This is a genomic window from Brevibacillus sp. JB24b (assembly GCF_051713385.1).
Classification (GTDB): Bacteria; Bacillota; Bacilli; order Brevibacillales; family Brevibacillaceae; genus Brevibacillus_B; species Brevibacillus_B laterosporus.
The window spans coordinates 4,780,311-4,804,394 of record NZ_JBNVQV010000001.1; the positions used below are offsets into that span (position 1 = coordinate 4,780,311).

Consider the following 24,084-nt stretch of genomic DNA (forward strand, 5'->3'; position numbering starts at 1 on the left):
TTTTCCATCTCCACTTTTTTAGGATGGCCTCTTCAATGTCTGTAAACCTAAATAACATAGTATTCCAAAAAATACTGTAATGATGGCAGAATGGATCAAAGTAGCATATAATTCTAAATTAGCAAATACCACTAATCCCCCACTAAGCACTTGGAGAATAACCAATCCCAGCGCTAGCTTAGAACAGGTATAAATATCTTTACGTGATTCTTTATAATGTCTGGCAGCATATACATAAATTCCGATAATTAGTAGCACCAATACAGCAGCAGCCACCCTATGTAAAAACTGAACACCCACCTGACCACTCAATTCCGGAATTAGCTTCCCATTACAAAGCGGCCAGCCTGAGCAGCCCAAGCTGGAGCCTGTATGACGTACATAGGCACCCAGATACACAACCCCGTAAGCGTATACACTTACCATCCACACATATAAACCAAAGCCTTTATCTACAGTTCCCTTAATTAGTTTCTGAAGACGTTCATGGTTAATAACAAACATAGTGAGCATAAATACTCCTGTATATGCGAGCAAAGAAAAGCCAAAATGTAGAGCTAAGACAGGTGAAGATTGTGGCCAGATGACAGCAGAGGCACCCAGAATAGATTCTACTACAATAAAAAACATTCCGAATATTGCTAGTCCTAATACTTCTTTATTACCTTTGTATTTATAAATGGAGTAAATAGAAAAGACAACCACTACAATTCCCGCTAGACCGGTTGTTAATCGATGAACGTATTCAATGATTGACTCCAAAGCATACGAGGGAACAAACTTCCCATTACACAGTGGCCAATCATTTCCACAGCCAAGACCAGAGTTAGTTTTGGTTACTAAAGAACCAGCAATCATCACGATAAACATAACAACAGTCGAGAGGATCGCTAATCGTTTTACATTTTTGTCCATTCTCATACCTCTTTTATCAATGTAGCAAATCTTTTTGAAGAAGCAACGAACCTAGCTGGCGCAAAAATGTAACCGCCATCTTTTTGAATAACTTCCTTTATTCCGAATTTTTTCTTACTTTCTTTAACAGTAAAGAAACATCCCCCGCTTTGCAAGAGATGTTCCTGTATAAATGTGTGATAAACATGTCAACTTTTCAAACTTTTTTATAAGTGAACCAAAATAGCGCTAATAACCATGGCTGCACACATTACTGTTAAGTAAATGAGCGAATAACCAAATAGCTTTTTCGCCCATGCCATATCATCCTTGACTGAAAAACCTTGGAAGAGAAGTACTAGGTAAATAATTCCCATGATGGATGCGACAATAAAATACAACATACCTACATTCCCATATAGGAATAAAATGAGTGATGCCGGCAATAAGGCAGCTCCCCAGAAGAACATCTGGCGCTTGGTCTCTTCAAATCCTCGTACCACCGGGAGCATTGGGATACCCCCCGCTCGATAATCTTCCACTTTCATCATAGCTAATGACAAGAAGTGAGGAGATTGCCACAAGAAAATGATTAGAAACAAAGTCCAAGCTCCTAAATCAAGCGTTCCTGTTACCGCAGCCCAGCCAATTAAAGGAGGCATTGCTCCTGAGACACTGCCTACCACGGTATTCAAAGTACTGACACGCTTCATCGGTGTATAAATAAGCACATAAAAAATGTGACCCACCAAGCCACAGACTGCTGCTAGTGGATTAGCTAGAAAGAACAACACTATTAATCCAAGCAATAATAAACCTAGTCCAAAAATCAATGCATTACGTGGTTGGATTCGTCCTGATGCTAAGGCACGGTTTTGCGTCCGTTTCATTCTTTTATCCAGATCTCGATCCAGATAGTTATTTAATACAGCACCAGAGCCAATAATTACAGAAGTTCCGATCAACGTATAAATCGTAAGGTCAAAATGAAAATTTTTAAATCCTGCTGAAGCAAGCCAAATACCAGCAAAAGCAGTTAGTAAGTTAGAAAAAATAATACCTGGCTTCATTAATTGTACATAATCTGATAACGTTGCGGGTTCAGTTTGCACTTGTTTTGTATCCATATCATCTAGGAAAGAGGTGCCGGACTCCTTTAAGTCAACCTCGTGTTCCATATTGCAAGGCTCCTTTCCTTCTTTCAAAATAAGTGATCCCTTATACTATAACAGCGGAAAAATTACTCGAAAGTCTATAGCGTAAGAAGTGATTTTTTTCATAAATAGATTCGCATTCATTGTAGCGAATCTTTCCATATACAGTCAACAATAGAAACACAGTTAGCACATAACAACTGCCTTTCGCCTATTTTTTTGTCGATACGCACCCCGATTCTAACCACTCCATACCATGTAAGGTAGCATTCGCCCATGGAAGAGAGGGTTTCGCATGATCGATATTTCATTAACTCTCATCGGTTTGTTAGTTGGCTTTCTTGTCGGATTAACAGGAGTAGGTGGGGCAGCATTACTGACGCCTTTCTTAATCATGATGGGAATTCAGCCAACGATTGCCGTAGGAACAGATCTTGTATATAACTCCATTACAAAAATATTTGGAACTCTCCAGCATTGGAGACAAAAAACCATCGACTGGACCATTGTACTCTACTTAGGTATTGGAAGTGTTCCCAGTGCCATTCTCGCAGTCCATTTTCTACATTGGATACAAACGAATTTCGGTTCAGCTGATGCAGTAGTCAAAAAGGTATTAGGTTTTGCCCTGATTCTCATTCCTATTGTCATGTTGATTAAAACGATCCAATCTCGTAAAGAAGTGAAGCCAAACAAATGGCAACAAAAAACCACGCAAGAAAAAAGTATTTTAGCCATTACCTCAGGAGCCATTTTAGGCTTTATCGTAGGACTTACTTCTGTCGGCAGTGGTTCCCTATTTGCCCTTGTTTTGCTTTACTTTTTTCAGATGCGAGGTGCCTCAACAGTCGGAACCGATATTGCCCACGCTTTCTTTCTAGTTACCGCTGCTGGTTTTACTCATATTTTATATGGAAACATAAATTATGCCACCGTATTCCAACTGTTAACAGGTTCGATTCCTGGTGTTTTTATTGGGAGTTTGCTTGCGCTTAAAGTACCTACTATTCATTTACGTTACATGATTTGCGCTATTATTTTAATTAGCGGTCTAAAAATGATTTAACAATCATGACATTTTACAAAATAATACAACAAAGGAAAATATCATGATATAATAAAATGTAAGCAGATAAGTCAAACGACGGTAAGGCGGACCGTATCCCCACAGAAAGGGGGTGGGCATATGTCAGTGTATGAAGGCTTATCATTGATGATTACGTTTGGGACACTCATCATAGCCTTGCTGACCGCCTCTGCCAAACGGAAATGACCACTAGTCTGTCTAATAAACAGAAAAGTGGCCATGGCTGACTCGAACGGCTACCTACCCCGTACGACTATTTGCGATCGCCGCAGGTGTTCAGACCACCTGCGGCTTTTCTATGGTGATCGGCATTTTTTTGTAAATTTTTGTCGAAATAGGTTGCTATTTCCAACAATTCATATGTTATCACAAATGCTCGAATTGATGTAACCTATTTTCTAATTTTTCGTGAAGACTTTCTAACAAGTTGTCCTTTTTTGTTCCTATTACCTAGTCTTTCCACACTTCAATTGTAGCCTTTGTAAAATCATCCTCAATATCCTTAATCTTGATGTTAAGACCTACCTGTGGTAGTACCATTCCTACATCTTCTAGACCTGGCATCGAGTAATCCTTTTCATCAGAGAAGGTTGTTACACCCTTCCGAGACGGACTCCACATCTTACCCAAGATATAATCAAGATTAATTTCACTTGTAGGATTTGGACTAAATGCAGCATCACTTACTTGGTAACGAGCATCGGCTGGTTTCTTCTTGTTATCATCCCAATAACGAATTTGTTGATGAGAATCAACTACACCAAGCATTCCATGGCCAGGATGCAAGCTGGTTTTGTTATCCTCCGTTGCACCATATCGCCCATCGTAATACCAAACAACCATTCCAGGATCATAGGTTAAAAATGTTTCTCCACGGCGAAAATATTTTAATCCCTCATCAGCACCGTTATAAGAGCGTAATTCTACGAGATAATAGGCATCATATTCTTTACCTTTTCCATTGAAATGGGTGAAGCCATCTAATTCCATATTAGGCTTCCCTTCCCCGTCATCTTTAAATACCACTTCACCATCAGCTGATACCACGATGTTATCCAGATATACTCCTTGTCTCGTCGTTGCAGCATCTGTCACGTACTCAAATTGAAATTTCACTTTTTTACCGACATAATCAGAGAGATCGATCTCCTCTTCTTCCCATTCTTCGGGATCATCGCTCCAATCTTCTACTATTTCCTCCTCGCCTGTGTCTACATCAATAGCATTTAGGTATAAGAAATCGTAATTTTTTTCAATACTCCTCCACATATCTACAGTCATTGTCGCTTCCGTAGCATCCGTGAGGTCGATTTCAGGAGTTGTAATCGTACTCGTTAAATTATCACCCTCATCGGAAAAATAAGAATATTCACCTTGAAAGGGCTTTGTTGGCGCATCCTTAATAATCTCAGGCATATCAATTTTAAGTACCATATTATTATCAATATCTTGGTTTACCGCTTCGTGCAATGTAAACCTCTGTTTCTTACGTAGGTCAGCATAATCTACCACCTGCGGAGATATCCATTTCCCACCGTACATTTCTTGTAGCATCATTTTAGACCAAGGGTCAAGACTGGTGGGTTCTGTTTGAAATACATAGCCTGTGTGACTACCGCTTGACATCAATGACCAAGCTCCAACTGGAGAATCATGCCCGCCTTTATTCGTATCATATAAGTCCGGCAAGCCCAAATTATGACCATACTCATGGCTGAAGACACCTGGTGCCCCATCTTCGGGTTGAATCATGTAATCATACGCAAGTAAATTTGTTCCTGGTATCTTTACAGGCTCTTCTAGCGTCCAACGATGTGACCAGATCGCATCATCGTCCTCCCCTGTTTCTTCCCCGATACCAGCATGTACCAACATCAGATTATCCAAAATGCCGTCCGGTTCATTTAGATCCCCGTCACCATCAAGATCGTAAGGGTCACGTTGATCGTACTCTTCCTCATGACCTGCGATTGCCTGACCTACCTGTTCCAAAGTTTCAATTACTAAATCGCGTGGGCGAGCATCTCCACCGTTCCGATTCTTTCCATAGTATTTATAAGAATGTTCAGCGGTTATCCAAGGTGTTACTATGCCATTTACCGACCAGGTATCACGAGATTGCTCTTCGTAATATTTAGCCATTGTGGTCATTGGCGTGCCCTCTGGTGTTGTGTATCCGCCCGGTTCAAACAACATTTTTTCATAATGCTCTTCATTAAAATCAGCTGTCCAAATCGAATCTTTCACTTTTGGTAATTCATTGTGGCGTCTATCTGGGAACTCAACGAGGCTAACGACGATATTATCAACAAACATATTATCATCAAAATTTCTAGAACGTTTCTTTCCTTTGAATTCAGCTACATTCTGAATAACCTCTTCTTTAGCAGCTTCTTGACTACGCTTTGCCTCAGCACCAAATGAACTGGAGGTATCTGGCCCACTTGGGATGCGCTTATCCTCCAGGTATTCCTTGATAGAATCTCGAATCTCATCCTGGGTAGCATCTTCAGCGATAATGCCTCTTGCCTGTAGATTTTTCGCTAAACGATCAAGGTTGAGAGTGGATTCATCTACCGGTGAAAAATTGTCTTTGGTCGTTACCTTTTCTTTTTTCTTCTTCTGGTGAAGCTTTTGCTGCTTCGTATCTTTCTTACTCTTAGCTTCCGTAATGGTTGGTACGCCTGCAATTGTACTAAAAAGCAGTGCGGATGCAAGCATCGCGGACATCGTCTTTCTCCACTTCATCTGAAAACCTCCCTTTCCCCTAGTAAAAACTCTTTATTCGGGTATCTTTTTACCATTCTTTTCATCCTCTTAAATTCCTTTTACATTTTTTTATTTTTTTCGATAAATTTAGATATAAATTTCGACAATAGTTCAATTTCCATTTAACTATCGCCTCAGTCTTGAGAAGGAGATAAAAATCATTCGTTTGCTGGTATAAAAACCATTGATTCACTTGTAAAATAAAAGTGTAAAAGAAGAGCATGACTTTTTGAAATTTCATTTAGAACGTGATATCATGTGAATCTATCGTTACTCATGTGATATTTGCAATAACGAATAGGAGGTTTATGCTATGGAAATGAATCAAGTCTTAAAATTACTCTCCCATGCCAGCACTTTTTTTGCTCCCATTATTGGGCCCATTATTATTTGGATACTCGCATCTGATCGATATGTAAAAAACGTAGCTCTGCAAGCACTCGTTTTCCATATTTCTATGTCTGTTTTGATCGCTATTTCTTGGGCATTGTCGTTCATTCTAATCGGCATTCCATTCCTCATTGTATTCGGAATCATGGCACTCTACTGCCCAATCAAAGGTATCTTCTACTCTCTTACAGGTAGAACGTACTACTATCCAATCATTGGTCGTCTGATCAACGGCTAATAGGGATTTTCATATAAAAAGCCAATGCCCAGGTCTTTTGACCATAAGCATTGGCTTTTACATTTTCAAACCCAAATCTATTACGACAGCAAATACCGATCCTCCGTAAAGCTCTCTCCTCGCGCTGTTTCAAAAGCCTGCAACAGTTCCTTTGTAGTCATGTTAGCTTTTTTCTTCTGCCCTACGTCCAAAATGATTTTACCTTCATGGAGCATCAGCAATCGATTTCCTAGTGTGAGTGCCTGCTCCATGTTATGCGTAACCATCAGAGTCGTTAGCTGATCACGCTCCACAATTCGCTTAGTCAGTGCTGTTATGAGAGCTGCTCGCTTCGGATCGAGTGCTGCGGTATGTTCATCTAATAGCAAGATTTTTGGCTTAGTAAGAGTTGCCATTAACAAGCTCAGAGCTTGACGTTGTCCTCCAGATAATAGACCTACCTTAGCTTGCAGACGATCTTCTAATCCCTGCTCCAAAATGCTCAATTGTTCACGAAATAAGCTTCGTTTTGACTTAGTGACGCCTAGCCGGAACAGTCTACGCTCTCCTCGGGCTAAAGCAATAGCTAGATTTTCCTCAATGGTCATATGGGGTGCGGTTCCCGCCATTGGGTCTTGGAATACTCGCCCTATATATTTGGCGCGTTGATGCTCTCCCCTACGTGTTACATCCTGTCCATCAATAAGTACTTGTCCCCTGTCTGGCAACAAGGCTCCACCGATCATATTTAGCAATGTTGATTTGCCTGCTCCATTACTACCTATTACTGTGACAAAATCATCTGGCTTCAAATGTAAATGAATCTGCTGTAATGCGATTTTCTCGTTTACTGTTCCTCCATAAAATAGCTTAGTTACATCTGTTAGCTTTAGCATGATTTGTTTCCTCCTTTACCTATGACAGGCAGGTACTTATTCATCCCACGCAAAACATTTGGTAAAGTAAGTGCTACGATCACAAGTAAAGCGGTGATCAGCTTCATATCCCCAGGTGACAAGCCTATTTTTAGTGCGTATGCAATAACAAACCGGTACAACAAAGAGCCAATAATAACTGCTAATGTGGCTCTCATGATGCTTTTATCTCCAACAATTACTTCTCCGATAATAACAGAGGCCAGCCCGATGATAATCATGCCGATTCCCATGTTTACATCACCAAAGCCTTGATATTGGGCAATCAGTGCTCCAGATAAAGCCACCAGTGCATTAGAAAGGGCTAGTCCCATAATTAATGTTCCATCCGTACCAACACCATAACTACGTATCATAGTTGGATTATCTCCAGTGGCACGAAGGTCAAGTCCTACATCAGAATGTAAAAAGTAATCTAAGACTCCTTTTAAGATTAGGATTCCCATCAGGAAAAGCAAGGCAACTCCCGAAAAGAATGTAATACCATTAACAGTAAAGTCTGGAATAGACATATCCTGTGCTATTGAATATAGTGTTGTTTCACGTAGCAAGGGAACATTTGATTTACCCATTATCCGTAAATTAATCGAGTATAGGGCAATCATGGTTAAAATCCCTGCAAGTAAACCGTTAATTTTACCTTTAGTAGTGAGTACTCCTGTAAATGCTCCCGCTAATGCTCCGACTCCTGTGGCAACGAATGTAGCTAGCACGGGATGTGTTCCTTCCGTAATCAATGTAGCTGCCATCGCCCCACCTAAAGCAAAGCTCCCATCTACCGTTAAATCCGGAAAGTTAAGTATCCGAAACGTAAGATAGACACCTAAAGCCATAACCGCAAATAATAATCCTTGTTCTAAAGCTCCCATCATTGCTACACTCATCTGTCATCCTCCTGTGCTCATCTCAGCTTTCTAATCTCAACCATATACATATAAAAACTCTGCTTTATCAAAGCATGAATCCATCTAATCAAACGCTAAAAAGAGGGCATTGCTGCCCTCTTTGTTATTTCACGATTTCTTTCGCTTGTTTACGCAAATCATCTGAAATAGTCAAACCAAACTTTTGAGCAGCTTTCTCGTTAATGACCAATTCGGTATCCTTCCCTACTTCAACCGGTGTATCTGCCACACTCTGACCTTTCAAAATACGTGCGACCATTTCACCAGTCTGTTTGCCCATCTTGTAATAATCAATGCCATACGTAGCAACTGCACCGCGCTTAACAGTATCCATATCGGATGCAAATACCGGTACTTTAGCCTTCTCCGCTACACCAAGCACACCTTCAATGGAAGCAACCACTGTATTATCAATGGGAATAAAAATAGCTTCCACTTTACCAATTAAGGATTGAGCGCCCATTTGCACTTCATTTTGACTGCTGATGCCTGCTGGGACGACTTCAATACCCATTTTTTGACCAGCTGCCTGTAAATCCTTAACCTGAACCTCAGCGTTTACTTCTGCTGTAGTATAGATGACACCTATTTTTTTGATGGTAGGAATGAACTTTTGAACGAGCTGCAACTGCACTTCCATTGACAATTTATCAGAAGTCCCTGTTACATTCTTATCTGGTTTATCTAAAGAAGGTACTAATCCTGCTGATACAGGATCTGTTACCGTAGTAAATACTACTGGAACATCTCCAATTGCTTTAGCCAAAGCTTGAGCGGACGGAGTAGCAATCGCCACTGCAACGTCTTTCTTGTCGCTGGCAAACTTCTGAGCAATTGTGATCGTATTATTCAGTTCGCCGTTTGCGTTCTGATAATCTACTTCCAGGTTCTTACCTTCTTCAAAGCCTTTATCTTTTAATCCATCCTTAATTCCTTGATAAATGGAATCCAGGGCAGGATGCTGTACAAATTGGGATACACCAATTTTGACCTGCTTATCTGAAGTACTTTGTCCAGCTGCTGTTGCTCCCTCCTGCTTTTCAGTTGGTGCAGCACCACATGCAGCTAATGACAACGCTAATCCAATGGACATGATAAACCCTGTTACTTTTCTCATCTTAACTCTCCTCCTCAGCTCTGTAAAACCTGTACTATACTGGTCTAACCTGCACTGTTCACTTAAAACCTATCTACTCTTCTCTTACTACTCTCTCAACTGTACTGCTATGGTTCTTTTGTAATACATTATCTGATTTTTTGAAGACTGTAAATATAATTTCTGAAATATGCTGAAATTAACAAACGTTTCGTTACAATTTTTTACATAGTAAGAATAAAGCAATTAAAATAAAAATATCGCTGTCGCCTAGGGAAAAGAAAAAAACGGCGAGCCAGATTCGGCTCGCCCAATTTAGTAGTGTGAAGGGAAGGTTATCATATGAAATCGGAAAGGAGAAGCTATATGGTATAGCTAACACAAATTGTGTAGCTCTACACGCCTTTGAATGTGTTTCGATAAATCTCTGCAAGTTCAGTAACTAATGGCATTTTAGGGTTAGCAGTAGTACATTGATCTTCGAATGCGAGAACTGCCAAGCGATCCACTTCTTTTTCGAACGCTTCTTTACTTACTCCATTCGCTTCAATGCTCATTGGGATATCTAAAGATTTTCCTAATGTAACTACCGCTTGGATTAAACTTTCTACACCCTCTTCTGTTGTTTTAGCAGGCAGTCCTAGCAAGCGAGCTATTTCAGCGTAACGCTCATGTGCTATGAACTTTTCATATCGAGGGAAAGATGCGAATTTATTTGGAACAGTCGCATTAAAACGAATGACATGTGGCATCAGAATCGCATTAGAACGACCGTGGGCAATATGGAATTCAGCGCCCAATTTGTGTGCTAAGCTGTGGTTGATACCAAGGAATGCGTTAGCAAAAGCCATACCTGCAATGCAAGATGCATTGTGGACTTTTTGACGGGCGACCTCGTCTCCACCGTCTTTATAGGCACGTGGCAAGTATTCAAAGATAAGCTGAATTGCTTTTAGAGCCAGACCATCTGTGAAATCATTCGCCATTACGGATACATAAGCTTCCATCGCGTGAGTCAGGACGTCCATACCAGTATCAGCAGTGATTACTTTTGGCACAGTCATTACAAATTGCGGATCAAGGATCGCTACGTCAGGAGTCAATTCATAGTCAGCAATTGGATATTTCATGTTTTTCTCTCGGTCAGTAATTACCGCAAAAGGTGTTACCTCAGAGCCAGTACCAGAAGTGGTAGGAATGGCTACGAATTTAGCTAGGCGACCTAGTTTAGGGAATTTATAAACACGTTTACGGATATCCAAGAATTTTTGGTATAGGTTTTGGAATTCTTCATTTGGATATTCATAGAATAACCACATAGCTTTCGCAGCGTCCATTGCAGAACCACCACCTAATGCAATGATCACATCAGGTCGGAAATCCGCCATTAGTTCAGTTCCTTTACGTACGGTTGTTACAGATGGATCTGGTTCTACATCGCTAAACACTTTACAATGAACGTATTGAGAACGACTGCGCAGATTTCTCAATACCTTATCTACATAGCCTAGTTTTACCATAGCTGGGTCTGTCACAATTACAGCACGAGAGATATCAGGCATGTCTTGCAGATATTGAATAGAATTTTTCTCGAAGTATATTTTCTCTGGAATCTTAAACCATTGCATGTTCACGCGTCGTTTCGCCACCTTTTTGACGTTGATCATATGCACAGCACTTACGTTGGTAGATACAGAGTTTCGACCATAAGAACCGCAACCAAGCGTTAGAGAAGGAATAAATTCATTGTAAATATCTCCGATTGCCCCTTGAGAAGATGGAGCATTAACTACGATACGGCAAGCCTTCATTCTCATTCCAAATGCTTCCATAAGATCATCGTCTTCTGTATGGATAACTGCTGTATGTCCCAGGCCACCGAACTCAAGCATTTCTTCTGCACGGCGGAATCCTTCATCCGCATTTTTCACTTTGTAGCATGCAAGGACAGGGCTCAATTTTTCACGGGATAATGGATGATCAGCACCTACCCCTGTCAGTTCTGCGATTAGAATTTTCGTTTCAGGATCTACGTGTACACCGGCCATTTCAGCAATGACTGCGGCTGGTTTTCCCACGATATCCGCATTTACTGCGCATGTATTTTCATTTATGACCAGCTTCTCCACTTTTGCTTTTTCATCAGGTGTCAAAAAGTGACAGTTATTAGAAATCATAAGTTGTTTAACTCGTTCATAGATTGGTGCGTCAACAATTACAGCTTGTTCAGAAGCACAGATCATACCATTGTCAAACGTTTTAGATAGGATCAAATCATTTACCGCACGCTCGATTACCGCAGTTCGCTCAATATAGCAAGGTACGTTACCAGGACCTACACCAAGTGCTGGTTTACCTGTACTATAAGCTGATTTCACCATACCAGCTCCACCTGTTGCTAATACGAGAGCTGTGCCTGGATGGTTCATTAATTGTTTCGTTGCTTCTAAGGATGGTTGATCAATCCACTGAATACAATTCTTTGGAGCACCAGCTTTTATTGCTGCTTCATATAATGTACGCGCTGCTTCTGCACTAGACTTCTGTGCAGATGGGTGGAAGGCGAAGATAATTGGATTTCTTGTTTTAATAGAAATGATTGCTTTGAACATGGTGGTAGAGGTCGGGTTTGTTACTGGTGTAACCCCTGCTACTACGCCAATCGGTTCAGCTATTTCGATGATACCATTTTGCTCATCTTCACGAATGAGACCAACTGTTTTATCTTTTTTAATACTGTTATAAATATATTCTGTAGAGAAAATGTTTTTGATCATCTTGTCTTCAAAAACACCGCGTCCTGTTTCTTCATGAGCTAATTTGGCCAGATATACGTGCTTATCTAACCCAGCTAACGCCATTGCTTTTACAATGCTGTCTATTTGCTCCTGATCGTAATTAGCAAAGTCCTTTAATGCTTGGTTACCATTCTCGACCAAGGTATCAATCATTGTTTTTACTGCCTCTTCTTTTGCTTGCTCCTGCACTTTTACTTCATTGCTCATGGTTTCTTCCTCCTTATTAAATAAGAAAGCATTGTATCCACAGATTTAGTGAATTTTTTCACTTACACGTTAAAAAATAAAGCGAAAGTGAAATTTTTCACATTCTAGTTTACAAGGAACTTTTGTTATTTGATGTTAAGTAGTGCATAAAAGCAATTCCTTATAAACCACCTTGGGGCTATCTTTCTCTATTCAGCTCCTTGGTACACCCTAATCTTACTCGATAACTACGTATATGTATGTGATGTTTCTCACACGTTTGCCTGTATTTTTTTAACTAACTTTTTTAGACTTTACACTTATATCCTATCATGTTTCAATAAAAATCTGGTATGCTACATAAAAGGATACTTCTGTATCGACCAATCTCCAGATGACATGATGAAGGAGTGGCTCTCAATGTCCATTACCATTACACCACAAGCACTTGCTTGGTTCAAAAAAGACTGGGGCTTCAAATCAGGCGATTCCATTCGCTTTTTCGTCCGATACGGTGGGGGCACCAGCCTACATAAAAGCTATTCCATGGGGATTTCTAAAGCCGAACCGAATGAAATTGCACTCTCCAGTACGGCTGAAGGCATCACCTTCTTTTTTGAGCAAGATGACATGTGGTTTATTGAAGATAAAAGTATGACCGTTGATTTTAATGAAGCTTTAGAAGAAATTACATTTTCTTTCCAATAAGAAAATAGATAAAAAAGCAGGTAATAGCGAAAGGAATCCTCTGATTCTTCTTTTGTTACCTGCTTTTTCTATTGCATTCTTCGGTAAAGGCTTTTTATTGGGCAGTATATCCTCCATCAATAGCGGCGGCGATACCTGTTACTCCCTTTAATCTATCGCTTACCAGCATAGAAGCATAGTCTGCAATTTCCTCTACGGACAACAATCTCTTCTGAGGGACTAATGGGTAAATGACTTCCTCCAGTACTTTTTCTAACGGTACATTACGAGTAACAGCCAAATCCTTCAACTGATTTTGTACTAATGGAGTATCAACATAGCCGGGACACAACGCATTTACTGTAATCCCATGCACGGCCCCTTCTAATGCGGCTACTTTCGTCAGTCCAATCACTCCATGCTTGGCACTGTTGTAAGCCGCCTTTCCCGCAAATCCGATTAGTCCATTTATAGAAGACATATTTAAAATCCGACCATATCCCTGTTGTTTCATTATAGGAAACGCATGCTTAATGCCTAAAAAGGGTCCCACTAGCATGACTTTCAACAACAGCTCAAAACGTTCTGTCGGGAACTCTTCGATTGGGGACACATGCTGTAGACCTGCATTATTAATTAAAATCTCCAATCTGCCGTACTCTTCGACAACCCGCTGTACGCTGGCTGCAACCTGCTCCTCATTTGAAACATCACAGCATAAGCCGATCACCTTATTCCCCTGCTGACGTAGCTTCTCTGCTGACATCACAACCGCTCCCGCATTAAGATCAGCAATGGCGATGATCGCTCCTTCCTTGGCAAAATGCTGTGCCATCTCATAACCAATACCGCTCGCAGCCCCAGTAATTAATGCTACTCTTTGATCTAATAACCCCATTAGACATTTCTCCTATTCCTTATTATCATGGCAAAAGCCTTATCCTTATCTTTTTCAACACCCATCCCATTAGAAAATGGAAACCACGAAAGCCAGTATGAAAACCGTGACTGTCTTCAATACGGTAATGATAAAAATATCCTTGTAGGACTGACGGTGCGTAAGTCCAGTGATAGCCAATAGTGTAATAACAGCACCATTATGAGGTAACGTATCCATCCCTCCCGAAGCCATTGAAGCAATCCGATGTAGTAGCTCAGGTGAAATACCAACAGCATCTGCTAGCTCTACGTACTGTTTTCCCATTACTTCCAAGGCAATCGACAAACCACCAGAAGCTGAGCCAGTCATTCCAGACAGTACATTTACCGCTAAGGCTTCAGAAACCAATGGATGATCGCTTGCCCCCAAAATCCAGCTTTGAATGATTTTGAACCCTGGCAACGTTTTTACCACGTTCCCAAAGCCTACTTCAGAAGCTGTGTTAAAGATGGCAAGTAAAGCCCCCATTGCTGCTGTCGTAAGGCCTGTTGCCAGTTTGCTATGCACCGCTTTTACATTTATAGCTAGAGCTGAAATAACCCCTACTAGCAACGCAATGATCAAAGCCCACGAAGAAGCTACCGTCTTTACATTCTCAATCTTAAATTTTTCTTGAAGCATAGCTGGGTCGTACCAGCTATCAACTGCAATGAATCCTCTGCTTAATAGAAAATTGGTGAGGAGTACAAGCAATAAAGGTAAGATGGCCAAGGCAATATGAGGATATTTTTCAGCTTCTTTTGCTTCTGGCTCATTTTTGTGATTATCACCATATCCCTCTCCTGCTATGGCCGCCTGCTTGCGACGTCTTTCCAACCAAAGCATCCCGCCTACAAAAATCATGAAGGCTCCCACAATTCCCACAAGTGGAGCCGCATAGGCATCTGTTCCAAAGTAATTCGTTGGAATAATATTTTGAATCTGTGGTGTACCGGGCAATGCATCCATCGTGAATGTAAACGCTCCTAAAGCTATCGTGCCTGGAATCAAGCGTTTAGGAATATTCGCCTCCCGAAAAAGAGCTGCTGCAAATGGATAGACAGCAAACGCTACAACGAACAAGGAGACACCACCATAGGTGAGGATTGCACAAGCTAATACAATGGATAACATGGCTCGATTTGATCCCAGCCCTTTGACGATTGTCTGTGCGATAGAACCAGCCGCTCCGCTTAATTCCATCACTTTACCGAAAATCGCTCCTAATAAAAATACAGGGAAGAATGCCTTAATATAATTAGCTGCATTTGTCATAAATGTCTCTGTATAGCTTGGCAGTAACGCTAAGCCCGATAGGACGACAGCCAATAGAGTAAAAATGGGGGCAAATACGATAACAGGATAGCCTCGATATGCAAAAAACATTAGTAAACATAAAGACACAAGGATCGCTACGATCTCTAAAAACATAAATAATTCCCCTCTCTCATCTGACAAAAATGTGTCTATCCTCTATAAAGAAGCATGATTTATGCCATTTATTGAGCAAAAGTGTTATGTAACATTATTCCAGTCAATCTGACAGATACTAACAACATTTTCATCGTACCCAGCCTTTTACAAGCTGAACGATTTCGCATGCCGCCCCTGAGTTTAAGTCCAAATTTTCGGAAAAAAATCACGTAATAATTCGCGTCCTGCAAATACATAAAAGCTCTCCTCTTTATGAATCATTGGTTGTAAGCTGTACATATAAAAAAGTCCAAGATTCTGGACTCATTCCGGTATCTTGGACTTACTACTTCACTTGTTTTATTTGCCTGTCGATTAGCTTCTCCCACTTTTGATAGAAGCTTGATTTACTAATTCCGAGCAGTTTTGCTGCCTCTCGTTTATTTCCCCCAGCAAGTTGTACGGCCTGTTGCAACGCCTCTCGTTCAGCTTTTGCTAACCACTCCTTGAGGCTAGGAAAGCTACTCTGTAGCATGGGGCTTCCTGGTATGGATGTAGGTAACAGAATATGTTCGGCCCTAATCCACTTTCCCTCCATCATATGCATGGCACGCTCCAATACATTACGTAATTCTCTGACGTTGCCAGGCCAGCTGTGATAACGTAACAGCTCCCATACCTCTTCATCCATTCCTTTCACTACAATCCCGGTTGACTCCATCAACTGCTCTCGTATAATCTCTACCAAATATGGTAAGTCTTCCAGCCTATCCCGAAGCGGTGGTATTGTAAGGGTAACAACATGCAAACGATAAAATAAATCCTCGCGAAATTTGCCTGCTTTCATCAAAGCGATCATATCTTTATTAGTAGAAGCAATCACTCGTACATTTAGTGATAGTGGCCGACTCGCCCCGATTCGCTCTACTTCTTTTTCTTGTAAAATGCGTAAGAGCTTGGCTTGTAGAGCTAGTGGCATATCCCCAATTTCATCTAAAAGGATTGTACCTCGATCTGCTAGTTCAAACTTACCTTTTTTTCCTTTGCGTAGTGCCCCTGTAAATGCTCCCTCTTCATATCCAAACAGCTCGGACTCCAATAAATTATCCGGGATAGCCGCACAATTTACACGAATAAATGGTCCCATCGCCCTCTGACTTGCCGCGTGAATAGCATGCGCAAACAGTTCCTTTCCCGTGCCACTCTCTCCTGTAATCAGTACGGTTGTATCGCTGTTAGCAACCTTCATTGCCAGTTCCTTACATTTGTTCATTAAGTCGCTGGTGCTCACAATCTGTTCAAAACGATAGGTTGCTCTCAGCTTCCTCTGTAATTCACCTTTATAGTAATCTAATTCTTGTTTTAATCGATCTACAGTAGCAGACAAAGCGTGAAGCTGCCGCACATCCTGAAACATAACAGTTCCGAGTACCGCAATCATTTTCTCTTCCCGATAGATAGGGACACGGTTCGCTATCATCTCCCGGCCATTAATACGTTGAACCTCAGCCAGCTCTGCTAAGCCAGTTTTGGCTACTACATGCATTCGCGTATTCTCAATAACCGTCGTAACATGCCTACCGATTGGGTCAGCTATGCCGATAAAGCTCCGATATTTATGGTTCATCATCAGAATAACCCCCTCTGGATCGGTCACCACTATACATTCATATGCTTTTTCAAACACATCCTCCAATAGTTCTAAATATTCCGACGATAAAACAGAATGGAATGCCATCATTCATCCCCCTCCTAGAATGTAACAACTGATATTATCACATTTTTCTAACAACAACAAATATAAGTTTGTTTTCCTCCTGTATCCACCTCCCCTCTTCCTACATTCTTATTATTTCTAGTTTCTTACTCTAATTTCTAACATCTAGTTGATCGTTGCATAGTCCAACTCGTGCAAATTACCCTTTTATAGGAGTAAAAAAATTTACAATTCCTTCTATTTTTCATCGTTTTATTTACTTCACTCCCCTCCTAAACTTAGCAAATGTGCTTTTTTTCTTCCAACTTACCTGTTATCGCTGCCTCTATTTTCTATTATTTTGATCCAGCTTCATCCCTTTAGCCACTTGAACTCTTCCTAGTTCCTCCTTTTCTCATCAAATTTTAATAGGAATTTTTATCTACTTTTACCAATTATCTACCGCTTTTTCCTTGCTGGTAACTTTGTTATTCTGAGTTTGCCGAAACTTCCCAAGTCATGAGAAGTGCGGGGGATGACTGATGGTGTAAGGCTTATGCTAACCGCCTGGGGTGAATCGTACATAATGTCTGCGTAGGGTTGTATCCTCAATCCGAACCCGACAACTAACCTCGTAGGTAAAAAAAAGGAGCGATGAGAAGTGAAGAAAAAATGGATGTCTAAAACAGTATTTGCATTAGCAGTAGGAATGGCAGTAAGCGGTATCGCTACGTCTGCATTTGCTGCTTCTCCAGATTGCACGGTGAAAAAGTTACCGATCCAAAAAGGTACTGCTAACCTTGATCTGAATGCATTTTCTGATTTACTTAAACAGAAGCAAGGAAACTCTAAGGATTGTCTTCCTACCGATGTATTAAATAACCTTTTAAATCAAAATTCGGATAAGGGAAAATCCATCGTCGATCAATTGAAAAACATTGAAGATTGCGACATTGAATTACCTTCTAAATCAAAGGGTAAAGACAGATGGGCTGACAAAGAGACTTCTAAAAAGGATTCCGATAAAGCTTCTGTAGACGAACAGAAAAAACCTTCCATCAAAGAGCCAGTAAAAGATAACGATTCAAAAGAGAACGTATCTTCTGAAGCAAGCGCAATGGTGAACGAAGTAGTAGATATCGTAAACCAGGAGCGTGCAAAGGCTGGTCTGAAACCACTTAGCATGGATAAAGAACTATCTAAAATGGCAACAGACAAAGCAAAAGACATGGCACAAAACAATTATTTTGATCATGACAGCCCAACTTTCGGATCTCCATTCGACATGATGAAGCAGTATGACATTTCTTTCCGTACAGCTGGTGAAAACATCGCTGAGGGACAACGTTCTGCAGAAGAAGTTATGAAAGACTGGATGGGTAGCGACGGACACCGTAGAAACATTATGGATTCTTCCTTCACAAAAATCGGAGTAGGATACTATAACGGTTACTGGGTACAAGAATTCATCGGATAAACCACTTATTTCGGAATAGAGGATCAACAAAATCCCTATCCATGTTATCTCATAAAGACAGACGAAACTCCTCATTTCGTCTGTCTTTTTTTATGCTTATAGGGCTTTATTGATTTTGTATAACTGGACAAGATAATGTATTACTAGGAAACAAAGGAGAAACCTGTGTCCAAACCGGAGGAATCTATTATGAAAAATCGATTTACAATTGGCAAGATGGCTCGTATGCACCGTATCGCCGAATCAACGCTTCGCTATTATGATGAGAAAGGCATTTTTCAGCCTAAAAGCATTGATCAGAAAACACAATACCGTTACTACACAATTGATCAATTTTCTACTTTAACTTCTATTAAGTTTTTTCGCCATTTAGGTATTCCACTACAAGAGATTAAAAGATTTATGGATGAACGTACCCCCGATCTGGCTTTGGACATCCTAGAAAAACAAAGAACATCGCTTAAACAAAAACAACAGGAAATCGCCTACATGCTAAATCGCTTGGAAAGTAAGATCACAACCATCAAACAAGGCGTAGATAAACCGGATGATTCCGTCGTATTTAAAGATTTACCAAAGCGCTATATTCACTCTATAGTCGTAGAAGCAGACCTCTCTGATGAAGAGTTTGAGTATCACCTTAATACATTGCAAAGTGATCTTCAGCTTTTAGAGGTATCATTATTTGCTGGCGATATTGGTACTTCTGTGTCCAAATCCTCCATCCTAAAAGGGGAATATCAAGATTACAATAGTTTATTTATCATGATTGATGATCTTCCCGTTGATAAAGAGCGCTATGCCAGTATTCCAGCTGGTTTGTACGCATGTACCATGCATTATGGACCTTACGAACAGCTCGATCAGTCCTATGAACGCCTCCTTTCAGCAATCAGAAGGCGTAATTATGAGATTACTGATAAATCCTATGAGCTAGGCATTGTAGATTTATCTATCACCAGTGAATCCGATGAATTTGTTACTGAAATCCAAATTCCAATCCAACCCTCTACCTCCCTTATAACTGACTGATTTCAAATAAATTTATTGACTGACAAACAAAAAAATTTCTGCGCCCCCTTGAGCTTCAAGTAGCTTGAAGGTTTACAATAAGAGCTATCACAAGGAGGTCGTATTATGACAGACGCAGCAATTAAACTAAGGGAGACCCCCGTGCCAAAGCTATTCATCTCGTATCTCATCCCTTCTGTACTCGGCATGCTACTTATGTCGATTAATATTTTTGTGGATGGGGTATTTGTCAGTCGGGGGGTAGGGCCAGAAGGACTAGCTGGGGTAAACATCTCCGTACCCGCCTTTTCCATCTTCCTTTCTATCTCTCTTTGGATCGGAATGGGTGGAGCTACTCTCTATTCAGCTGCCTTGGGAAGAAATGAAGTAACACACGCTCGCCAGATTTTTACTCAATCTTTTACACTGGCAATTCTATTGGTTAGTCTAATAATGGTCGTTTGCTTAACAAATATTGAACAAATTGCCTATATTTTTGGAGCTGACAAGGCAATCTTGCCTTATGTACTTGATTATTTACGTGTGCTGTTAACTTTCGGGATGGTTTATGTATTAGAAAACATCTTGAGCATTTTTATCCGTAATGACGGAAACCCCAAGCTAGCAATGATGGGCCTAATTGTCACATCGGTCCTTAATATAATATTTAACTATATCTTTATTTTCATGATGGGGATGGGTGTAAAAGGGGCAGCCTATGCTACGATATTATCGGCTGCTATTGGTTTTTTCGTTCTACTTACTCACTTTTGTAAGAAAGGTAGCACATTGCGTTTTGTGGCCTTCCGGTTTCAGCTAAAGGAAATCGGGCAAATAGTAAATATTGGATTTCCTAGCTTTATTGCTGAGAGTACCATCGCGATCACTACATTGGCATACAACCTAGCTTTCATGAAATATCTGGGGGCACAGGGTGTTGCAGCATATGCCATCGTCAATTATATTCATGCCATGCTATTGCTATTGTTCTTGGGGGTAGGGGCGGCTCTTCAACCAATTGCAAGCTTTCATTATGGTGCAAGATTAAGTGAACGATTGCGAGCTAGCTTACGTTTAACAGTAAAAACTGGTTGGATTTTTGGAGTCGCTGCCGTACTTTTTGGAGTTTTGTTTTCAAATGTATTTATCATGTTGTTTGACATTCAATCTAAAGAGTTGATTCAAATTACCGTGAACGGGATGAATCTATTTTTTATCAACTATCTTTTCTTAGGATATAATCTGGTGTATGGAGAGTACTTCCAAGCCATACAGAAGATACGTAAATCACTATGGATTATATTAACCCGTGGTGTCCTGCTGGTTATTCCTTTGTTGTTTATCCTACCTAAATGGTTCGGGGTAAATGGTATTTGGCTGGCAGTACCTATTGCAGAAGCCCTGACGGCATTAGGGATTAGTATGTTGAATCGCAAAACACCACCAGTTCCACAATTCACAAAACAGGAAACAGAAGTTACTTTGTAAAAAAGCCAAAAAAGGTAGCGCTAGTAAGTGCTACCTTTTTTATATGCATTCAAGCTGTATAGTTCATCTAATGCTTTTGGATCTGCTCTAGTGTTTTTCGTATAGAATATAAACTTAAAGCCCGAACTCTCTTGTTCAGAATTCGGGCCCTTTTTTATAATTCTGAGGCTTCCTGTTTCTTATTGCGTTCTAGCTCTTTTGCCCCTAAATGGGTCAATATACAGAAAATAATGCAGCAGACAACAGCAGACAATAGTACATAGAAACCACCATTCCAGCCTACTTTGTCAACCATCACACCAAAGAGGGTAGTACCTAAAGATGCACCCAAGATATAGCTCATAAAGCCCCGCAAACCAACCGCGGAACCAACCGCAAAAGGTGGTACTACCTCCAGAGTTTGTACGGAAGCCAGAAATTGTGGAACGTAAATCAGACAACCAATTATCGCGGCAAAGACCGTAGTTGCAAATAAAGTACCACTTTGCCAGTAGCCAATTATACAGAAGAAAATTAACACCATAGCAATGATAGCTGGTGGCATGCGATATCCCTTGAAAAACTTGTCCGAAAGATAACCAACCAAGAGAGTGGACGGAATGGCTGCCCATTCAAAAAATAAAAAGGCAACGCTCATTTCTACTTTGGTGAAATGTTTTACATTCAACAGATAAATTGGCAACCAACTTATAATGCCAAAACGAACCATATATACAAAAACGTCTACAAAGGAAACAAACCATGCATTTTTATTGCATAATACATAATTTTTGAAGATTTGCCAGACAGTCATATCCTCTGGCGGTTTGGAATCAGCTCTTTGTTGCAAAGTCGAGTCTAGATCATCCTTGATGATTTCGTTTAAAGGCGGCAATCCTTCGTTTACCGGGGAACCCTTTGTCAAGGCTAATACAACCATGGCAAAAACGATAGCAACTGCTGCCGGTACTTGGTAGCTTGCTGCTTGCCATTGGTCGGATCCAAGCATAGCAAAGCCGACGCCAACGATAGGTGCTACGATACCACCACCCAAATTATGCGATATATTCCAGATGGCGCCGACAAACCCTCTCTCCTTACGAGGAAACCAGTTTGCGATGGTAATAAAGCTAGGCCCAACTCCCATTCCCTGAAAAATACCGTTCAGTACAACGAGAGCGGCAAACATCCAGAATGCCGTCGTGAATCCCATCATTATATTGACCAGTCCACACATGAGCAAACCAAGCGCCATATACCTTTTAGGATCTGCTTTATCGGCAAGACTGCTCATGAATCCCTTGCTAATTCCATACGCAATTAGCAGACAACTGCTTAACAGTCCAACTTCTGTAGCACTAAGGTGGAGTTGCTCTTTTAGATAAGGAGTAGATAATGCAAAGTTATTGCGGACAATATAATAAGCCATGTAACCAAAAAAAACACCAACTAATGATTGCAATCGGAAGAGCTTATAGGTTTTTTGAATATGTTCTGTCGCTACTTTTGTAGTATTGATCTTCGGCTTTAAAAATGAAATCATACCATCAACCTCAATTCTTAGCTGTTATGAATAGGACATAAATAGATAACCATCGTTTTTTGGTTTTTGTGCTAGTACACATAACCTTTCTTTCGAGAAAATATTTGTATTAATCTCTATAGCCTTTACCTGTTTCAAGTTAGATGTGAATGAAAATTTCAGCTAATCACTGGATTTATGATAGTGCTTTCAAAAATGCTTAGCGTCACATTAACCTCCTTGTTTTTTATTATCGTGGAAATTTACGTTGTAAAAATATCAGCAAACATCTGATTTTTTTGTAAGATATTTTAGGAGGTCTTGTCAGAAATATTCCTATACGAGATGTACCGAAATTTGGTACAGATTTAAAAAGCTTTCTTTACTTGATTTACTCTAAAGATCATGTACACTATCCTGTAAATACTGGGGTATAGGTAGTCATAGAGGATGTGCTATACTTGGAGCACTACATGCAATCCAGAGATTACTACCCTCGAGTTGATTCGTTATTTTTGTTTGAAGTTCCCTATAAAGAATGGAGAAAAGCATGATAAGGACGCTGAGAATACTACTTATTATTTTGCTTACGTTACTTGCGTCAGGATGCCAGAACAAAAATTCAAATTATCAAATTGTTTTTTCTGAGTCTGATGTTACGCCCGTTACTTCCCAAAATAGCGAACCTTTCCCGATACGAGTGGCAATTTCAAGTGTACTATCGCCGAGTGATACGGTTATGTACTACAGAAAAATTGCAGATTATCTGGGTGAGAAACTCAATAGGCCAGCAATTCTTATTCAGCGCAAGAGTTATCATGAATTAAGCATGCTAATGATGAACGGTGGTGCTGACATAGCCTTGCTTTCATCGGGTGCGTATCAAACTTACAAACAAGTCGAGGGATTTGAAGCAATTGCGATGCAGGAGCGAATGGGAGTACCTTACTATTATGGTTATCTTGTTGTAAATCGTGACAGCAATATTATAGATATCAATAATTTAAGAGGAAAAAGTGTCGCCATTACCGATCCCACCAGTTATTCCAGTTATATTTTTGTAAGCGAAAAGTTAGCTGATTTTGGTGAAACTCCGGAGCATTTCTTTGGCAGCTATGTTTATACGTACAATCATGAAAACTCTCTGAAAGCAGTAATAGATAGGGTTGTTGATGCTGCTGCTGTGAATAGTTTGGTTTACGAACAAACCAAACTAAAAAATCCTGAATTAGCCGATACGTTACAAATTATTGCTAAGTCAGAGCCAACAGGTACCAGTCCAGTGGTAATCAGTAGCAGTTTACCAGATGAAGAAAAGAAAATTATTAGAGAGAGTTTTTTAACCATTCACGAGCAAGAAACCATAAAACCAGCGTTGCAGGGTTTATGCATTGATCGATTTGTTCCTTTTGATCCGCAATTATATGATACCGCTTACAGTACAGGGTTTTATAAATGAGG

19 protein-coding genes and 1 riboswitch are annotated in these 24,084 nt (G+C 40.3%); of the genes, 8 read left to right on the forward strand and 11 right to left on the reverse strand.

What is annotated here, in order from left to right:
* Nucleotides 1-18 precede the first annotated feature (18 nt).
* Both ACQV1I_RS22390 and cyoE read right to left on the reverse strand, forming a co-directional pair.
* Nucleotides 19-915, reverse strand: coding sequence for a COX15/CtaA family protein (locus ACQV1I_RS22390; RefSeq protein WP_018670313.1), 897 nt, complete (start codon nucleotides 913-915; stop codon nucleotides 19-21).
* Between the two features lie 206 nt (nucleotides 916-1,121).
* Nucleotides 1,122-2,072, reverse strand: a complete 951-nt coding sequence (cyoE, locus tag ACQV1I_RS22395; RefSeq protein ID WP_094700435.1) for a heme o synthase — start codon at nucleotides 2,070-2,072, stop codon at nucleotides 1,122-1,124.
* Between the two features lie 274 nt (nucleotides 2,073-2,346).
* On the opposite strand from cyoE, the gene ACQV1I_RS22400 reads away from it, so the two are divergent.
* On the forward strand, nucleotides 2,347-3,114 hold the full coding sequence (locus ACQV1I_RS22400) for a sulfite exporter TauE/SafE family protein (protein ID WP_026315037.1): 768 nt from the start codon (nucleotides 2,347-2,349) through the stop codon (nucleotides 3,112-3,114).
* Between the two features lie 120 nt (nucleotides 3,115-3,234).
* Nucleotides 3,235-3,321 carry a putative holin-like toxin gene (locus tag ACQV1I_RS22405; RefSeq protein ID WP_113756953.1) on the forward strand — a complete coding sequence of 29 codons (87 nt, stop codon included), beginning with the start codon at nucleotides 3,235-3,237 and terminating at the stop codon, nucleotides 3,319-3,321.
* Nucleotides 3,322-3,585: 264 nt separating this feature from the next.
* On the opposite strand, the gene ACQV1I_RS22410 is transcribed toward ACQV1I_RS22405, so the two are convergent.
* Nucleotides 3,586-5,883, reverse strand: a complete 2,298-nt coding sequence (locus ACQV1I_RS22410) for an immune inhibitor A domain-containing protein (protein ID WP_116334313.1) — start codon at nucleotides 5,881-5,883, stop codon at nucleotides 3,586-3,588.
* Nucleotides 5,884-6,217: 334 nt separating this feature from the next.
* Here ACQV1I_RS22410 and ACQV1I_RS22415 point away from each other — a divergent pair, with 334 nt between their 5' ends.
* Nucleotides 6,218-6,532, forward strand: a complete 315-nt coding sequence (locus ACQV1I_RS22415; protein ID WP_018670308.1) for a DUF4870 domain-containing protein — start codon at nucleotides 6,218-6,220, stop codon at nucleotides 6,530-6,532.
* 80 nt (nucleotides 6,533-6,612) lie between these two features.
* Here the strand turns inward: ACQV1I_RS22415 and ACQV1I_RS22420 are convergent, their stop codons facing one another.
* The 4 genes from ACQV1I_RS22420 to adhE form a co-directional block, all read right to left on the reverse strand.
* Nucleotides 6,613-7,407 (reverse strand): ABC transporter ATP-binding protein, encoded by a 795-nt coding sequence (locus ACQV1I_RS22420; protein ID WP_116334314.1) that lies wholly within the window; start codon nucleotides 7,405-7,407, stop codon nucleotides 6,613-6,615.
* Complete coding sequence (locus ACQV1I_RS22425) at nucleotides 7,401-8,330, reverse strand: ABC transporter permease (RefSeq protein WP_104064993.1); 930 nt, start codon at nucleotides 8,328-8,330, stop codon at nucleotides 7,401-7,403. Before ACQV1I_RS22425 ends, ACQV1I_RS22420 begins: the two co-directional genes overlap by 7 nt.
* Nucleotides 8,331-8,454: 124 nt before the next feature.
* A complete protein-coding gene (locus ACQV1I_RS22430) occupies nucleotides 8,455-9,468 on the reverse strand; it encodes an ABC transporter substrate-binding protein (protein WP_116334315.1) in 1,014 nt (337 codons plus the stop codon).
* A gap of 374 nt (nucleotides 9,469-9,842) precedes the next feature.
* On the reverse strand, nucleotides 9,843-12,452 hold the full coding sequence (gene adhE, locus ACQV1I_RS22435) for a bifunctional acetaldehyde-CoA/alcohol dehydrogenase (RefSeq protein WP_116334316.1): 2,610 nt from the start codon (nucleotides 12,450-12,452) through the stop codon (nucleotides 9,843-9,845).
* A gap of 399 nt (nucleotides 12,453-12,851) precedes the next feature.
* Between adhE and ACQV1I_RS22440 the strand changes: the two genes are divergently transcribed.
* Entirely contained in the window at nucleotides 12,852-13,139 is a 288-nt protein-coding gene (locus ACQV1I_RS22440; protein ID WP_116334317.1) for a HesB/YadR/YfhF family protein, read from the forward strand.
* 94 nt (nucleotides 13,140-13,233) lie between these two features.
* Here the strand turns inward: ACQV1I_RS22440 and ACQV1I_RS22445 are convergent, their stop codons facing one another.
* The 3 genes from ACQV1I_RS22445 to ACQV1I_RS22455 form a co-directional block, all read right to left on the reverse strand.
* Nucleotides 13,234-14,016, reverse strand: a complete 783-nt coding sequence (locus ACQV1I_RS22445; RefSeq protein ID WP_116334318.1) for a 3-hydroxybutyrate dehydrogenase — start codon at nucleotides 14,014-14,016, stop codon at nucleotides 13,234-13,236.
* Nucleotides 14,017-14,085: 69 nt separating this feature from the next.
* A complete protein-coding gene (locus ACQV1I_RS22450) occupies nucleotides 14,086-15,468 on the reverse strand; it encodes a GntP family permease (RefSeq protein ID WP_094700427.1) in 1,383 nt (460 codons plus the stop codon).
* Nucleotides 15,469-15,796: 328 nt separating this feature from the next.
* Nucleotides 15,797-17,191 carry a sigma-54 interaction domain-containing protein gene (locus ACQV1I_RS22455; protein WP_116334319.1) on the reverse strand — a complete coding sequence of 465 codons (1,395 nt, stop codon included), beginning with the start codon at nucleotides 17,189-17,191 and terminating at the stop codon, nucleotides 15,797-15,799.
* Nucleotides 17,192-17,636: 445 nt separating this feature from the next.
* Nucleotides 17,637-17,802, forward strand: a riboswitch (cyclic di-AMP (ydaO/yuaA leader).
* 5 nt (nucleotides 17,803-17,807) lie between these two features.
* On the opposite strand from ACQV1I_RS22455, the gene ACQV1I_RS22460 reads away from it, so the two are divergent.
* The 3 genes from ACQV1I_RS22460 to ACQV1I_RS22470 all read left to right on the forward strand — a co-directional run bounded on the left by ACQV1I_RS22460 (nucleotide 17,808) and on the right by ACQV1I_RS22470 (nucleotide 21,122).
* Nucleotides 17,808-18,623: a CAP domain-containing protein gene (locus ACQV1I_RS22460; protein ID WP_094700425.1), complete on the forward strand. Its 816-nt coding sequence runs from the start codon at nucleotides 17,808-17,810 to the stop codon at nucleotides 18,621-18,623.
* Between the two features lie 189 nt (nucleotides 18,624-18,812).
* Complete coding sequence (locus ACQV1I_RS22465; RefSeq protein WP_018670297.1) at nucleotides 18,813-19,655, forward strand: MerR family transcriptional regulator; 843 nt, start codon at nucleotides 18,813-18,815, stop codon at nucleotides 19,653-19,655.
* Between the two features lie 105 nt (nucleotides 19,656-19,760).
* Entirely contained in the window at nucleotides 19,761-21,122 is a 1,362-nt protein-coding gene (locus tag ACQV1I_RS22470; protein WP_116334320.1) for an MATE family efflux transporter, read from the forward strand.
* A gap of 154 nt (nucleotides 21,123-21,276) precedes the next feature.
* Here ACQV1I_RS22470 and pgtP read toward each other — a convergent pair whose 3' ends face one another.
* Nucleotides 21,277-22,644 carry a phosphoglycerate transporter PgtP gene (pgtP, locus tag ACQV1I_RS22475; protein WP_116334321.1) on the reverse strand — a complete coding sequence of 456 codons (1,368 nt, stop codon included), beginning with the start codon at nucleotides 22,642-22,644 and terminating at the stop codon, nucleotides 21,277-21,279.
* A gap of 529 nt (nucleotides 22,645-23,173) precedes the next feature.
* Between pgtP and ACQV1I_RS22480 the strand changes: the two genes are divergently transcribed.
* Complete coding sequence (locus tag ACQV1I_RS22480) at nucleotides 23,174-24,082, forward strand: substrate-binding domain-containing protein (protein WP_116334322.1); 909 nt, start codon at nucleotides 23,174-23,176, stop codon at nucleotides 24,080-24,082.
* Nucleotides 24,083-24,084: the final 2 nt, after the last annotated feature.

Coding starts and splice junctions, on each gene's coding strand:
- ACQV1I_RS22405 (WP_113756953.1), top strand. CDS start 3,235: ATGTCAGTGTATGAAGGCTTATCATTGATGATTACGTTTGGGACACTC.
- ACQV1I_RS22425 (WP_104064993.1), bottom strand. CDS start 8,330: ATGAGTGTAGCAATGATGGGAGCTTTAGAACAAGGATTATTATTTGCG.
- ACQV1I_RS22465 (WP_018670297.1), top strand. CDS start 18,813: ATGAAAAATCGATTTACAATTGGCAAGATGGCTCGTATGCACCGTATC.
- cyoE (WP_094700435.1), bottom strand. CDS start 2,072: ATGGAACACGAGGTTGACTTAAAGGAGTCCGGCACCTCTTTCCTAGAT.
- ACQV1I_RS22440 (WP_116334317.1), top strand. CDS start 12,852: ATGTCCATTACCATTACACCACAAGCACTTGCTTGGTTCAAAAAAGAC.
- adhE (WP_116334316.1), bottom strand. CDS start 12,452: ATGAGCAATGAAGTAAAAGTGCAGGAGCAAGCAAAAGAAGAGGCAGTA.
- ACQV1I_RS22480 (WP_116334322.1), top strand. CDS start 23,174: ATGATAAGGACGCTGAGAATACTACTTATTATTTTGCTTACGTTACTT.
- pgtP (WP_116334321.1), bottom strand. CDS start 22,644: ATGATTTCATTTTTAAAGCCGAAGATCAATACTACAAAAGTAGCGACA.
- ACQV1I_RS22420 (WP_116334314.1), bottom strand. CDS start 7,407: ATGCTAAAGCTAACAGATGTAACTAAGCTATTTTATGGAGGAACAGTA.
- ACQV1I_RS22430 (WP_116334315.1), bottom strand. CDS start 9,468: ATGAGAAAAGTAACAGGGTTTATCATGTCCATTGGATTAGCGTTGTCA.
- ACQV1I_RS22450 (WP_094700427.1), bottom strand. CDS start 15,468: ATGTTTTTAGAGATCGTAGCGATCCTTGTGTCTTTATGTTTACTAATG.
- ACQV1I_RS22415 (WP_018670308.1), top strand. CDS start 6,218: ATGGAAATGAATCAAGTCTTAAAATTACTCTCCCATGCCAGCACTTTT.
- ACQV1I_RS22470 (WP_116334320.1), top strand. CDS start 19,761: ATGACAGACGCAGCAATTAAACTAAGGGAGACCCCCGTGCCAAAGCTA.
- ACQV1I_RS22390 (WP_018670313.1), bottom strand. CDS start 915: ATGGACAAAAATGTAAAACGATTAGCGATCCTCTCGACTGTTGTTATG.
- ACQV1I_RS22455 (WP_116334319.1), bottom strand. CDS start 17,191: ATGATGGCATTCCATTCTGTTTTATCGTCGGAATATTTAGAACTATTG.
- ACQV1I_RS22410 (WP_116334313.1), bottom strand. CDS start 5,883: ATGAAGTGGAGAAAGACGATGTCCGCGATGCTTGCATCCGCACTGCTT.
- ACQV1I_RS22445 (WP_116334318.1), bottom strand. CDS start 14,016: ATGGGGTTATTAGATCAAAGAGTAGCATTAATTACTGGGGCTGCGAGC.